The following is a 13544-nucleotide window of genomic DNA, read 5'->3' on the forward strand; positions in this document are numbered from 1 at the left end:
ATTCCTTTTACAAAAGAACTGCTTGAGGCCAAGCGTCTGGAATTTGGTTTTCAGGATCCCTTCTGGGTGCAGTATGGACGGTGGCTATTCGGAGTTTTCCATGGAAATCTGGGAATGACCTACCACTCCGGATCGTCCGTCGCAAAAGAATTGGCCTTTTATTTTCCTAATACATTAGTGCTAGCAGGCTCTACCCTCTTCTTGACCCTCTTGATCTCGATTCCGCTTAGTTTTATGGCAGTCTTTTATAAGAAGAGCCCGCTTTCTAAGGTCATCTCGTTTGCTACGGCTCTCGCCAATACCATTCCCAATTTCGTTCTAGGGATTGGCCTGATGCTGGTGTTTTCACTATATTTGCATCTGTTTCCAATCCAATCAACGGTGAATCTACAAGGAGCAGTACTGCCTTCTTTGACCTTGGCCTTGACCATGTCGAGCCGTTACATCCCGCAGCTACAAGAAGGCTTAACAGAGATCCTTGAGTCAGATGCGGTGTTGGGGGCTATGGGGCGCGGTTTGAGATGGGGGCAGATCCTCAGGACAACCATTTTTCCACAATTATTTCCGTTGCTCTTGACCTTGATCACCCTATCTTTAACCTCTTTATTAGGAGGTGTGGTCGTGATCGAGTATCTCTTTTCTTGGCCAGGAATTGGGAAAATGTTGATCACAGCTGTTCACAACCGGGATTTTCCTTTGATCCAGGGATCGGTTCTGGTCATTACAGCTGGTGTTCTTCTAGTCAATACCTTTGCTGAATTTATCCAGCTCGTCATCAATCCAAAACGCTATCGCAAGGAGGGAGCCAACCATGTCATCTGATCAGATCAAACGGAACATTCGGTGGGTATCCATTGGCTTGCTTGCCTTTCTAGTCTTTCTGGCCTTTGCGCAGTGGTTGGGAGCTGACCGCGCTAACCAGGTCAATTTGGGTCATGTTTTGGCAAGCCCCTCTCATCAAGCTATCTTTGGGAGAGATGAGTTGGGCCGTGATCTCTTGGTCCGAGTGTTTGTCGGAGGGGCCCATACCCTCTTTCCATCCCTTCTCGCTCTCTTTTTGGTCGTCCTTTTTGGTTGCTTAATGGGAGTATTAAGTGTCAAGTTTGGTGGGATCGTGGATCGCTTGGTTCAAGTAGTCATTACGCTTTTTCAAGCCTTTCCTCCCATTATCTTTGTGATTGGGATCGTTGGTTTTTTAGGTCTTGGAATAGAGCAGACATTACTGGCTATCTGTTTGACCAGCTGGACAAAGTATGCCTACCTAGTGCGCTCACTTCTCCTCGATATCAAAGAAGAACCGTATTTCCGCTATGCAGATATGTTTGGCAATACCTTCTGGAGTAAGATCAAACTTTACTATCTCCCTAGCGTCTTTCCCCAAGTTGTAACAACCATGGTGTATGACCTGAATACCATTGTTATGGAAATTGCAGGGATGAGTTTTATCGGTTTGGGTGCCCAGATGCCCGATGCAGAGTGGGGCGCGATGATCAATACTGGCAGAAGCTATTTGCAGACAGCGCCATGGATCGTGGCCTTTCCTAGCCTTTTTCTCATCCTCTTTATTGGAGGCGTAATGGTGTTAGGAAGACTCCTCAAACAGTACTTTGCCATCCAACAAGAATACAAATAAAAAGCTAATCCAAACAGGAATCAGCTTTTAGATTGAAGACAAAATCTTCTTAGAAACTTTCCTTAGGTGAATACGGACGTCAGCGAACTTCGAAGAAGTTCCATGACTAATAATTGAGCCTAAGGTCTCAATTATTCCGAGTGCTAGAAACAATAGTGTTTCTAGCACTTTTCTCACGGCGGAAAGTTTCAGTAGATGATTGAATGACTCTAACGAATAAAATTATTTTATTTTTGTAGAATTTATTAGTTTTGTATAAAAGAACATTAAAGCTGATCCAAACAGGAATCAGCTTCTTTTTGTGATATAAAGGGCAAACATCGGTGTAGCTGCGTAGTTGAGTTCTTCTTCTCGGCTCCAAATTTTTGGTCCAAATTCGGTGTCAACTGTTGCTTCGACCTCTTCAAATTGATTCAAAAACTCCAGATCCCATCCAGGACGAAGGCGCTTGGTTAGTGGCAATTGGCGGGCGATTTCTTCAATCAAGGCCTCATCGACCCCTTCGCCGTGCCAGTAATCTTCTAACTGTTCGCTGGAAACGATCTTGAGATTGTTCTCAAATTGTGAACGAATAGCAGGATCATTGAGATAAGAGTACCAGTTAGCATCATAAATGAGGAGTTGTCCGCCAGGTTTGAGAGTCCGTAGCCAGGATTCATAAGCTTTCTCAGGCTCTTCTAAATTCCATGTAACATTGCGCATCAGAATGATGTCAAAGGATTCTGGTTCAAAGTCCAACTCCTGGGCATTCATTTGTAGATAGCGCACGGTGTCTGGTGTTTCTCCGCCATACTTGAGGAGATTCTCCTGCGCAATCTCTAGCATATTTGCAGAAGCGTCAATTGCAGTGACCTTGGTATAGCCCATTTGTTTTAAGACAATCGGGAAAAATCCAGGTCCTGTACCGATATCTAAGATGGAAATCGTTCGCTCTTTTGGTAGCCAACGGATGAGTTCATACTTCCATTTTTCAATCTGAACACTTTCGATTTCTTTTTTATTTTTCTGGGAATAGCCCTGATAGCGTTTATCCCAGTACTGTTGGATAGTCTTATATAACACGGTAACCTCTTTTTCTATTTCGTGAAATTTCTTGTAACATTATACTATAGATCGAATCCAAGATCAAAGAAGAATCAGAGCTTCCCCAGCTCAAAGCTTTTCCAAGCGTCTAAAAAATGGTATAATGAACTGTAAATTTCAGAAGTTGGAAGGAATGTAATTGCTATGATGAATATGCAAAACTTAATTTAAGATTCTTTAGGTCTTGATATCATTAGAAATCTTGATTTTAAAGGCTTTAGAGTTCAAAAAAATTAACGATATTCAATAATATTACATTATATTGGACAGTAAATGGACAGTGACAGAGTGTTTGAAGGAGAGAAAAAGAGGCTTAAATGCCTCTTTTTATATGTTTGTGGACTAGAAGTAGATAGAATAGCTCTAAAAAATTTTTTGGTTATAAATTTCGCTTTTTATAATTCATAAAGATTATTAGCCATCTTTCCGAAAAAACAGATATTTTTCGGAAAGTTATTGAAAAAATCTACCTTAATGTTATGCAAAAAGGAAAAGATAAGATTGAAAAAGCTATGCTAGATTTAGCCGAAATAATCACTTGAGTATCTTAATCAGTTAAAATTTAGTTATTTTACTGAAAATAAAAGAAATCCTTGAAATCATCAACTTTTTTGTATATAATCAATATGACACTATATATGGTGTCGCTATGAATGAGGTATATCATGGGCAAGGAAAAAGAGTTGCAAAAAATAAAAAATGACCCCAAATCTGTTACCCCTGAACGCTTAGAATCTCTGTGTAAAAAATATGGTTTTATGTGGAAGCAAGGAACCAATCATTCAATAACCTCTCATGCTCTATTGGAGGAGAGTTATCCAATACCACGACATAAGCCAATAAAGCCGGTTTATGTGAAGAATGTTATAAAAATGATTGAGAAAGTGATAGAATTGGAGGAGGGTTTAGATGATGAAAGATAAAGAATACTATCTTGGATTGAACTATCCGATTTTAATTGGACAAATTTTTGACGAGGATGAAGTATTATTTACTGCCTCTATTAAAGAGTTACCAGGACTAATCGTTTATGGTGAATCTTTAGAAGAAGTTTATGATGAGATTGAATTAGCTAAAGCAGATTGGATTGAGGCTAATCTTGAGTGGGGGAGACAAATTAAAGAACCCCTTGAGAACTCTCTGGAAGAGTATAGTGGAAAAATAACGCTAAGATTACCTAAAACATTACATAGAGATGTTAAAGAACGATCTGAGATTGAAGGAGTTAGTTTAAATCAAACTATAGTACAATTGATTAATGATGGGTTATTCAAACAAACTCAAAATGTTGTTGAACAGTTAGCAGAGCAATTTGAGCATATGACTAAAAAATTTAGTCAAACCATTGCAGAAAAGGTTTCTGCACCAGAGCAACATATTCATCAAACAATCATTGTAAAAAATCAATCTGAAAAAATACAACCATATAAAGAGCAGAATATTACTAATAATAGACTACAAGATAATAAAGTAATTTCATGGTCTATTGGAGGTTAAAATGAAGTCAAAAAATATAGAGATAAGAAGAATAACATTTAGCAAATTCGAATTTAATATTCATAATACAGGAGAAGTTGAAGAAGATGGAAGAGCTTCAATTAATCTGAATCTTCCTGACAGAGAGGAAGGACAAGAGAATCAACTTATACTGATAAAGATGGAAATTTCTTATCCAGATAGTCAGTATCGAGTTGTTGCTGATATTGATGCTATATATTCAGTCTTAGCTTCAGATTTACCAGAAGATATTTCGCAGGATAGTGAATTTCAACAAGCACTTATTACACCAATGATAGAAAAGTTTAGGCTATATATTGGTATGTTTTCTGAAGGAGCATATGGAGCGATTCTGATACCAAATTTAAACTTTAATCAAGACTAGAAGTTATCCGTTTTAAATATTCATATATTCTTATGGAATATTTAATCAGTTAAAATTCAGTTATTGAGCTATAAACAAAACAAAAAATCCTATGAGACTTTGATTTCATAGGATTTTCATTATCTCAATTATTTAACTTCTGTAACAATAAAGATATTCAATACAATAGTTGTATGTATTAAATTAGTATTTAATCGTTCATCTCATAACTTGTATGACTGTTGCACAACTTATTTTACACTACCTGACTTTACGAATGATATAAAAAAGACCTTTAAAATAATTGATTTTAAAAAGATAGTTTTCGTTAGGTTAATTTATTTGCACGTCAAACACTATAAAAAGAGAGTGGGCCAGAAATCGGTAATTCGTTAGAATTTGATTTTGTCATCCCACCTCCGCACAGTTGAGTAGGTTTGTAAAAGCTAATGAAATCAGCGTAGTAGAGCCTACTCAACCACTGCGTCTTGCTCGACAATCCAAAGACAATTGAGAGGCTAGGACTTTTGTCCCAGCCTCTTTTTATAAGAGAGTGAAATTATCCAACTCCTATAACTATGATTCCTCCAAATATTACTAAAGATAAGTAAAAAAATAATTTTTTATTCATAATAGCAACCTCTTTTCTTTTTCTCCTATGATATAATGTTATTCAAGATATTGTAATAAATTCCCTTATACACAATTTAAGAGGTACTTTAAATGAAATACGGAAAAATTTTTAAAAAATTTAGAGAATCAAGAGGACTGTCACTAAAAGATGTTTCTAAATGTGGAGTATCAAGTTCTCACCTGTCAAGGTTTGAGCATGAAGAAGCTGACTTAACTATTACAAAATTCATTTTAGCACTTGAAGCAATTAATATGCCAATTGAAGAATTTATATACGCGGCGCGCGATTTTCATAGAGATGACTTTAATGAATTGTTAGAGAAAATTCGTTTATTAGTAGCAAAGCGAGATATCGTTGGTATGGAAAATTTACTGATTAGTTTGTTGGAAAAAAAAGAGAAGAAAGACCCTTTTTATGAGCTAAATACGATTTTGGTTAAGATTCGTTTACAGGACTTATCAGGAAAGATCTATGTGACAGATCAAGATATTAGTTTTGTCAGTGAGTACTTATTTTCTGTAGAATACTGGGGGTGTTATGAATTGTTGTTGTTTATGAATACATTAGATGTTTTAAATCATGAAACTATGATGGTTTTATCAAAAGAAATGTGCCATCGCTCTGAATTTTATAGAGATATTCCAAATAATCGTCGTTTACTATCGACCATGTTGTTAAATGCCTATATAACATGTATTGAACGAAACGAGCTAATAGATGCTCTTTATTTTGAAAAACAACTAAAATTTTGTAACTTCTCAGAAACTGAAATTTATGAAAAACTAGTGTTTCATTATGCGAAAAATTTGTACGATTTAAAGAAAACTCATAATCAATATGCTTTAATTGAGATGAGAAAATGTATCGCAGCAATGAAATTAGTAAATAGTCAACAGTTAGCATGTACGTTTGAACATCATTTAGAACAAGTGTTGAACGATTTAGAATAAATTGTGTAAAAGGGAATTTTTTATAGCGCTCCTAAAATGGTAATATGATATCTATATAAAACATAGGAGGTGAAAATAATGGAAGAACTACAAGTTATTGACCTTGAAGAGCTTTTAGAGTTTGATCAAGGTTATGTTGTTAATAATAACTGTGGACCAAGTCATTCTTGTGGTGGCGGTCGATAGTTTCTTCCGAGGTGGGGAAAAATTTCCCCATCTCTGTTTTCATTAATGAGGATTGCTATGATAAAAAAAATTGATACTGATTTTGGTACATATTATTTTGATTCCATTTCTTTTACTTTGTCTTCTTCACCTGAATATAAAAATACGTCGAATACTTTGGATAATCTTGATGATGGAATCTTGAAGAAAGTTGTAATAAATATTTCAAATAGCTGTAATCTATCGTGTTCGTACTGTTATGCTGATGGTGGAAACTATGGCATGAACAATCGAGTAATGGATTTTGATACTGCTGATAAGATAATTCAGGAAATTGTAAGTAAGGGAATAAAACAAATTAATCGATTAATACTTTTTGGAGGAGAGCCTTTTTTAAATATTGAGTTGTTTGTATATTTTATTGAGAAATTATCTAAATTTTTAAATATATTAAAAGTTGAGACTGTAACTAATGGTACTGTTTTGAATCATCGAGTAAAGCATATGTTAAATAAATTTCATCCATTTTTAACAATTAGTTTAGATGGACCAGAGGTTGTTCATGATAGGTTAAGGGGAAAAGGAAGTCATAGAAAGACTCTGAGATTCATTAAGTATTTAAAAAGTATTGATTATGATAATTTCGAAATTGCATCAACGTATACTCGTATTCATCAAAAAAATGGTATTAGTAGAGAAGCTATTTTCAAATATTTTACTGAGATGGATGTTCATTTTAATGTTAATGATGTCTTCAGTAAAAATAAAGTACTTATTTTTAAAGAAATGGAAAAAAGTTTATCTGAAAGAAAAACTTTTATAGATACTTCTATTCAGAATGTAATTGATTGTAATGAGAAAGCATTTATTAGCCCAATCTTATACGATGTTTTAATATCTATGATTTACAAGAGTACAAACCATACTTTCTGCGATGATATTGATCCTTCCAATACAATTACTTTTGACGTAGATGGAAGTAAGAAGTTGTGCTTTAGATTCTGGGGGAGTCATAATAGTCCAAATGTTGAAACATTTAATAATAAGGATAATTTTTCTAAGTGTAAAGATTGCTGGTGTAGAGGTATGTGTATAGAATGTGTTGCCAATGTAATTGATGGTTATTCCACTGTCATTAACGAGAATGGAGAATTCATAGAATGCCACAAGCCAGAACTTATGGAATATTGCATACAACAAATTATATACCTTTCTAGAGATAAAGAGCGACTATCTAAGTTGGTAAATAACTTCAGGAGGTTTATACGTTATGCTTAGATCTTATGTAACCAAGAAGCACTTATTCTTCTATTTTGTGGCGATTATGATTACTTGGCTGGAGGCTATCATTACACCAGCTTTGATTCAGTATATTGTCTCCAGTTTTACCAATCACCAGTTGCATTTGCTATGGCAGGTCTTGTTTTGGGGGATTGTTGGAAATTTGATTCTCTTGCTAGGTTTGGCAGGGAAACGTTATTACTATGCACGAGTGCTGACAGACTTCAAGTCGGGTATTAAGAAGGCTATCTTTCAGACTTTTCTATATAGCCGTCGGATAGCGGATGAAGAAGTTTTGTCAGACTTGGAAAATGATGTAAAACAGCTAGAAGATAATTATATTGAGCCGACTGTTATTATCATTTCTTCTTTGGGATTTACAACCGTCTCTATCTGTTATGCTCTTTGGACTAATTTTTATCTTGGCTTGCTATTTGTCATTTTTTATTCGATACCTGTTCTTTGTAGTGGAATTGGCTCTAAACGTTTGGATGAAATTACGAAGGAGAAATCCCTGGCGAACCAAGCTTATGTCTCTCAAGCAACCAATATGATCGCAGGTGCTCGTTCCATACGGTATTATCGGGGACAAAGTTTGTTTTACAAACTGTTCTCCAAAGATTTGGATAAGGCTCTAAAGGAAGAAATCGCCTATGAGAAGCAACGGACCATAAATAGTCTCTTTATCAATGGAATTGATGCTTTTTGCTCTGTTGCGCCTATTGTCATTGGTGGTTTTATGACCTATTATAACTACCTATCTGCAGCCGGCTTTGTAGGGATTTATCTAGTATCGTATAATATTGGCTATCAATTTCAGGAGTTGTCTTATTTTATCAATACTAGAAAATCAGCTAAGTCTCTCTGTGATAAATATCAAAAATTGCTGGGAGTGGGCTTTGAAATGCCTTCTGTTCTCGAAGGTTCTGTCTTTCCTATCCAGTTAAAGCAAGTCAGTGTAGTGCGTGATGGTCAAGAAATTCTAGCCCCTTGTGACCTAACTATTGAGGAAGGCGAAAAGATTGCCATTATCGGAGAAAGTGGGTCTGGGAAAACCACCTTACTGAACCTAATTTATGGTGAAATTAAGACCAGTCATGGTCGGATTCGCTACCATGGGCAAGAGTTAACCTCGGATGAACTCTATCAGGCAGGAGCCTATATTCTCCAGTCTACTCATATCTTTGATGGTTTGAGCCTAGAGGAAAATATTGCTCTGGGACAAGAATTGGATTCCGTAAAGATGGATGAAATCCTGCGACAAACTGGTTTGAAAGCTCTTCAAAGCAAAACCCCTAGTAACCAGACTCTGTCAGGCGGTGAGAAGCAGCGGTTAGAAATTGCACGTGCTCTCTATCACAACCGCCAATTTATCCTAGCTGATGAAGTCAAAGCCAATCTGGACCTAAAAAATCAAGAGAAAATCAGTCAACTTCTCTTCTCGCTCCCTCAAGCACTCGTAGAAGTGATTCATCACTATAGTGAAGAGGACTTGAAGCGCTATGATAAGGTGATAAAACTGGAGAAATAGGTGGAAGTATAGGTTTCAGAAAGGAGTGGCAAGTTCTCTCTTTTTTGTAGGTTGGATAATAAAAACTCTGTCTAAAAATATCAGTACAATAACGTCAAACTAGGGATGTAGCTAGTGAAAGTCCTACAGTAAGGAGTTGAAATATGATTTTACAAGCTATGTATTTTGAGCATAATTTTTTAAAAACGTTGTGTTTACAGAAGTGAAGTAGGGGTTCAATACGAATCAATACAGAAGAAAAACGCTGATTTCAAGCGTTTTTTCTTTTTGCCAAATGCGATATATTGCACTGTATTTCAATTCAAACTCTACCTTTTTCTCTACCTTTTTTCTTAAGACCTGGTTTGGAAAGTATGGGTTTCAGTTGGACTAAAAACAGGGGAATATTTTTAGTTCTGTAAGTATTAATCTATACGCTTACATATATCTTTTGGTCTCTATCCTTTAGGTGAAAATACCGATTTTATGGTATAATAAGGATAACTCTATATAAGGAGGTGTGCCATGACTCTTGATGTAAATAAAGAAGAATTAACAATTTTAGGGATTCCCTTTGATAACTTTTCGGATTTTGATACTGTCTGGTATGCTATTGGGTCATCAATGATTGAAAATTATGAACCTACTGTTCAAGATGTGATTGACTTAAAAACTTATGTTATCAACAGACGAAAGGAATTGAATATTGGTTAAAAATCAATACGAAGGCTATGAGTACATTGACCCCAATCACCAATATACCTATCCAAATTCCACAGTCTTAATCAATAAACAAAATGTTACAAATATTGAAGAAGCCTACCGAAATGAACACTTATTCGTTACTAAAAGACTTGCAGATTTGCGCTTGAAAGCCATTAAAGTCTATTCCATGGGTAATATTTTAGCCATTCATAACTATTTGTTTCAAGATGTTTATGCTTGGTCAGGACAATATCGCAAGGTGAATATCTCTAAAAGTGGTAATCCTTTTATGTCGATACAGTCGTTTAATGCTGCTGAAACTTATATAAATCATCTCATTCATTCCTATCATCAAACTGCCAACTCAAAAGATGAAATCATTAAACATTTAGCAAAAATTCTTGATAATCTTAATTATTTCCATCCCTTTCGAGAAGGAAATGGACGAACTCAACGAGAAGTTATTCGTTCCTTAGCACTATCAAAAGGATATTCTGCACAAATACGAGTGGAACAAGATGATGAAGTTTACAACCTTTATATGGACGGAACTGTCTATGGAGACTTAGGGAAGCTAGAAGAATTATTTGGTAAAATATTAAAAGAAATATAGATTGTAATACTTGATAATTACAAAAGTGAAGTGATTAGATATATTAAAAGCCTATGAAATCAGCATTTCAAAGGCTTTTTTCTTTTAATTTTAGCAAAATAACTGAATTTTAACTGATTATATCACTTTAGGAGTGCAATAACAGATATAATGGTAGCAATGATGGAGACTATCGTAGCAACGATAGAACTTATGGTATTTGTCTTTGTGTAATTTATCTCAGTAAGCATATTCAAATAGGAATAATTTTCTTTAATTACATTTCGATAATATGACAAATTTTTATGAAATAAATTTTCTAGCTGAACTTCGTCATTTGATACAAATATAGTCCAAGAATCTTCAAAGTCTTTTTTAAAATTAGAAATATCTATTCTGTTTTCTGACTCCGATAGGCTCTGTATCTTTTTCAAAAGGTTTAAAAAATTCTTATTAAACATTATGTTCTTTCTTCCTGATACATATTTCGAAAAATCTCTTTCAAAAATGTGAAGCTCTCGCTCTCCAAATAATAAGTAATAGAGCTCGTTCCCATATTGTGATATAGACCCTAAAATACTAAATCTAGGAATGAAATTACTTCCTGAGTAAAGAACATAATCACTATCATTAAAACTATTTGAAATATAGTAATTGCCTTTTTTATTATATAGACTATAACTAATATCCCCGAAGTATATTTTATCTATATCAACTTTGTCTTTTCGAAAAGCAACTGTTAGATTAATTAATTTGTTCATTTTCCCATTTTCGCTATATAAAAACGTAGTTATGTAATGTTGACATATCAAAGAAGGAAGTTCATTTGTCATCTGATCAATAGCTAGATAATTAAGCTTATCGTCCTCATCATCCAGAATATACCAATTAATGTAATCTTTTTTACTCAAGTTTTTGATATTATCAGAAATAAATAATTGAAGATTAGACTCTGTCAATACTTGTTTGAAATGAAATCTATATTGAAAAATAGCATAATAATTATTTACCGTCGCCCAACTTATTTCAATACTGCTGAAAAATTTATCTCCAATTATCTCAATTTCAGCAAAAATTCCGACTCCATGCCTTAAATATTCTAAATGGACATAGTCGTATTTTTTAAATATAGTAGGTTTTTTATAATAATTTTTCACTTTAAATTTCGACTTTGGCAACGAATATAAACGCTTCGTTAATTTATTAACACCCTCATTTGAAAGTGTATCTAAAATAATAAACTCTCCAATTGAGAATTCATCAAAATAGTCTGTCCGTGTCCTCCATTCGGGACGTTCTTCTTCAATGTACTTTTTATGAAATTCTAATCCTTCCTGCTCATGTCTTTGATAATAAGATTGATATTCTTCTGTTGCAACTATTTTTAAATAATAATCAAAAAACTTCTTAGCTTGTCTATTTATCATACCTACACCTAATTGATACTTTATATCACTATCATATCATTTTTTTAATGAAACTGAATCAATAACCACAACTATTACTCATTTTATGATTTTAGCTAAATCTATCATGGCTTGTTCAATTTTATGTTTTCTTTTTTGCATGACATGAAGATAGATTTTTTTAGTGCCAGTTTTAAATAGTCAATAGCGTCTTCTTCGATCTGTTTAGATGATTTAGACATAATTAACCTCTTAATAAGTTGTTCTATACTAAGTATTATATCAATTTATGTGATAATTTTTCCAAATTATCCTTGCCATCCTAATATCATTCCTAAGAAAATCAAAGATTTATGACTAAATGGATAGATGATTACGAATATAAGGTTAGGGGATTAGAGAATTTTATCAATATACTTGATAACACAAGAAATCAAAATGTTACCAAATTAGAACGGGAAACAAAATCAGTATAGTTATTTGAAATACCATGGAAAAATTATAAGGCTGATAGTATTAATTTCACTATCAGCCTTACAGGTTATTTAACGTTTCAGAAAAACTATAATGTCAAGATTAACTAAACAGTATCTAATTCTTTCAAATAATTCTCTATCTTCATCAACATTAAAGGATTGTTATAAATCTTACATAACTCTCTTGCTTCTATATAATAATTTTTGACTTGTTCTTTGTCTAGAAACTTGGCTCCAGCATTTCCTACAAGAATAAGTAGGGGAGCCAGTTGGTAGCTTGTCTGTCTTTGTTTACAGAGTTCAATCGTCTCAAGAGCTTCTTGGATGGCTTCGTTATATTTTTCCTTTGACACTAGGTAGTGAGCGTAGTTGTAACGAACTCTGATGTAGCCAAATAAAAACTCTTGATGCTCAAAATTTTTTGTCTGATATAACTCCATTAAATGAAAGTAGTTTGCCTCATATTCTTGTTCACGACCCACTAAGGAATAGAAATTAGATAGAGTATTCAATGCCTTTAAATAAATCAGAGTATTTGAGGAGACTTTTAATAATATATTTTCCAATGAAGAAATAGCCTCACACTTACTGTCATATTGATAGAAGTCAATAATAGCTTTAATCCATTCAAGGTAAGTTCGATCTTCTAGTGTTAGAAAAGTACTTCGTTCAATCTCTATTCTATAAATATATTCCAAATCTTCATAATTTCTGTCATCTAATAGTCGAGCAGATAATTGCTTGAAATTAGAGAGGTTAGATTTAATTTCAATTTGTTCATTAAAAAAATAATCTAATGGTACTTCAAGTCGTTGTGAGAGTTTGAACAAAAGGTCTGCGGAGGGAATAAAATGCCCTCTCTCAATTTTACTAATCTGGCTTTGTTCACAAATTCCTTCTGCAAGAGTTTGTTGGGAGAGTCTCAACTCTTTTCTTTTCAATCTGAATTTCTCTGCGAGTGTATTCATTAAAGATAATAAACCTTCCTATTTGCTTAATTTCATTATAAAATTTTTAGTTCAAAATAGCAAGTTAAAAGAATAAATAATTCTTTGTGGTAATAATAAAAAAAAAAAGTTCAAAAAGCAATAAAAATAATTGACTGAATAATATATGTATGTTAGAATAAAAACAAGGAAAAAGAAAGGGGTTTCATTGCATGAGAAAAAAACGTGGAATTAAAAAATTAGTTACATTTGCATTACTAGGTGTTTTTATGTTTAGTAATACAATTCCTTACCAACAGTT

The 13544-nt window shown here is 33.8% G+C and carries 14 protein-coding genes; 11 read left to right on the top strand and 3 right to left on the bottom strand.

Annotated features, from left to right (window positions below):
• Positions 1 to 822 (top strand): ABC transporter permease (locus PAN06_RS09680; RefSeq protein WP_269796191.1); only part of this gene is annotated, 822 nt, incomplete at its 5' end.
• On the top strand, positions 812 to 1633 hold the full coding sequence (locus tag PAN06_RS09685) for an ABC transporter permease (protein ID WP_269796192.1): 822 nt from the start codon (positions 812 to 814) through the stop codon (positions 1631 to 1633). The genes PAN06_RS09680 and PAN06_RS09685, both read left to right, overlap by 11 nt.
• Before the next feature lie 288 nt (positions 1634 to 1921).
• Here PAN06_RS09685 and PAN06_RS09690 read toward each other — a convergent pair whose 3' ends face one another.
• Complete coding sequence (locus PAN06_RS09690) at positions 1922 to 2695, bottom strand: class I SAM-dependent methyltransferase (RefSeq protein ID WP_269796193.1); 774 nt, start codon at positions 2693 to 2695, stop codon at positions 1922 to 1924.
• 686 nt (positions 2696 to 3381) lie between these two features.
• Between PAN06_RS09690 and PAN06_RS09695 the strand changes: the two genes are divergently transcribed.
• The 8 genes from PAN06_RS09695 to PAN06_RS09730 all read left to right on the top strand — a co-directional run bounded on the left by PAN06_RS09695 (position 3382) and on the right by PAN06_RS09730 (position 10435).
• Positions 3382 to 3639, top strand: a complete 258-nt coding sequence (locus PAN06_RS09695; protein ID WP_041826470.1) for a hypothetical protein — start codon at positions 3382 to 3384, stop codon at positions 3637 to 3639.
• The gene (locus tag PAN06_RS09700; RefSeq protein ID WP_014713955.1) at positions 3626 to 4213 is read left to right on the top strand and encodes a toxin-antitoxin system HicB family antitoxin; all 588 of its coding nucleotides are present in this window, start codon (positions 3626 to 3628) and stop codon (positions 4211 to 4213) included. The genes PAN06_RS09695 and PAN06_RS09700 overlap by 14 nt, the downstream gene beginning before the upstream one ends.
• 1 nt (position 4214) lies before the next feature.
• The gene (locus PAN06_RS09705; RefSeq protein WP_041826469.1) at positions 4215 to 4598 is read left to right on the top strand and encodes a hypothetical protein; all 384 of its coding nucleotides are present in this window, start codon (positions 4215 to 4217) and stop codon (positions 4596 to 4598) included.
• 702 nt (positions 4599 to 5300) lie between these two features.
• Entirely contained in the window at positions 5301 to 6161 is an 861-nt protein-coding gene (locus PAN06_RS09710; protein WP_049471967.1) for an Rgg/GadR/MutR family transcriptional regulator, read from the top strand.
• A 243-nt stretch (positions 6162 to 6404) separates the two neighbouring features.
• Positions 6405 to 7604 (top strand): radical SAM protein, encoded by a 1200-nt coding sequence (locus PAN06_RS09715; RefSeq protein ID WP_269796194.1) that lies wholly within the window; start codon positions 6405 to 6407, stop codon positions 7602 to 7604.
• Positions 7597 to 9138 carry an ABC transporter ATP-binding protein gene (locus PAN06_RS09720; protein WP_269796195.1) on the top strand — a complete coding sequence of 514 codons (1542 nt, stop codon included), beginning with the start codon at positions 7597 to 7599 and terminating at the stop codon, positions 9136 to 9138. Before PAN06_RS09715 ends, PAN06_RS09720 begins: the two co-directional genes overlap by 8 nt.
• Positions 9139 to 9642: 504 nt before the next feature.
• Complete coding sequence (locus PAN06_RS09725; protein ID WP_014713950.1) at positions 9643 to 9831, top strand: hypothetical protein; 189 nt, start codon at positions 9643 to 9645, stop codon at positions 9829 to 9831.
• Positions 9824 to 10435, top strand: a complete 612-nt coding sequence (locus PAN06_RS09730; protein WP_049471968.1) for a Fic family protein — start codon at positions 9824 to 9826, stop codon at positions 10433 to 10435. Before PAN06_RS09725 ends, PAN06_RS09730 begins: the two co-directional genes overlap by 8 nt.
• Positions 10436 to 10557: 122 nt before the next feature.
• Here PAN06_RS09730 and PAN06_RS09735 read toward each other — a convergent pair whose 3' ends face one another.
• Together PAN06_RS09735 and PAN06_RS09740 are read right to left on the bottom strand one after the other, a co-directional pair.
• Positions 10558 to 11841 carry a hypothetical protein gene (locus PAN06_RS09735; protein WP_070846308.1) on the bottom strand — a complete coding sequence of 428 codons (1284 nt, stop codon included), beginning with the start codon at positions 11839 to 11841 and terminating at the stop codon, positions 10558 to 10560.
• A gap of 559 nt (positions 11842 to 12400) precedes the next feature.
• Positions 12401 to 13264: a helix-turn-helix transcriptional regulator gene (locus tag PAN06_RS09740; RefSeq protein ID WP_014713947.1), complete on the bottom strand. Its 864-nt coding sequence runs from the start codon at positions 13262 to 13264 to the stop codon at positions 12401 to 12403.
• Between the two features lie 191 nt (positions 13265 to 13455).
• Between PAN06_RS09740 and PAN06_RS09745 the strand changes: the two genes are divergently transcribed.
• Positions 13456 to 13544: PhrA family quorum-sensing system peptide (locus tag PAN06_RS09745; RefSeq protein ID WP_269796196.1), on the top strand; the 89-nt coding region annotated here is incomplete at its 3' end.

It is taken from the genome of Streptococcus sp. SM3 (genome assembly GCF_027497875.1).

Bases quoted from the DNA above. Each gene is read 5' to 3' on its own strand.
- PAN06_RS09685 (WP_269796192.1), top strand. From the start codon at position 812: ATGTCATCTGATCAGATCAAACGGAACATTCGGTGGGTATCCATTGGC.
- PAN06_RS09695 (WP_041826470.1), top strand. From the start codon at position 3,382: ATGGGCAAGGAAAAAGAGTTGCAAAAAATAAAAAATGACCCCAAATCT.
- PAN06_RS09700 (WP_014713955.1), top strand. From the start codon at position 3,626: ATGATGAAAGATAAAGAATACTATCTTGGATTGAACTATCCGATTTTA.
- PAN06_RS09705 (WP_041826469.1), top strand. From the start codon at position 4,215: ATGAAGTCAAAAAATATAGAGATAAGAAGAATAACATTTAGCAAATTC.
- PAN06_RS09710 (WP_049471967.1), top strand. From the start codon at position 5,301: ATGAAATACGGAAAAATTTTTAAAAAATTTAGAGAATCAAGAGGACTG.
- PAN06_RS09715 (WP_269796194.1), top strand. From the start codon at position 6,405: ATGATAAAAAAAATTGATACTGATTTTGGTACATATTATTTTGATTCC.
- PAN06_RS09720 (WP_269796195.1), top strand. From the start codon at position 7,597: ATGCTTAGATCTTATGTAACCAAGAAGCACTTATTCTTCTATTTTGTG.
- PAN06_RS09725 (WP_014713950.1), top strand. From the start codon at position 9,643: ATGACTCTTGATGTAAATAAAGAAGAATTAACAATTTTAGGGATTCCC.
- PAN06_RS09735 (WP_070846308.1), bottom strand. From the start codon at position 11,841: ATGATAAATAGACAAGCTAAGAAGTTTTTTGATTATTATTTAAAAATA.
- PAN06_RS09740 (WP_014713947.1), bottom strand. From the start codon at position 13,264: ATGAATACACTCGCAGAGAAATTCAGATTGAAAAGAAAAGAGTTGAGA.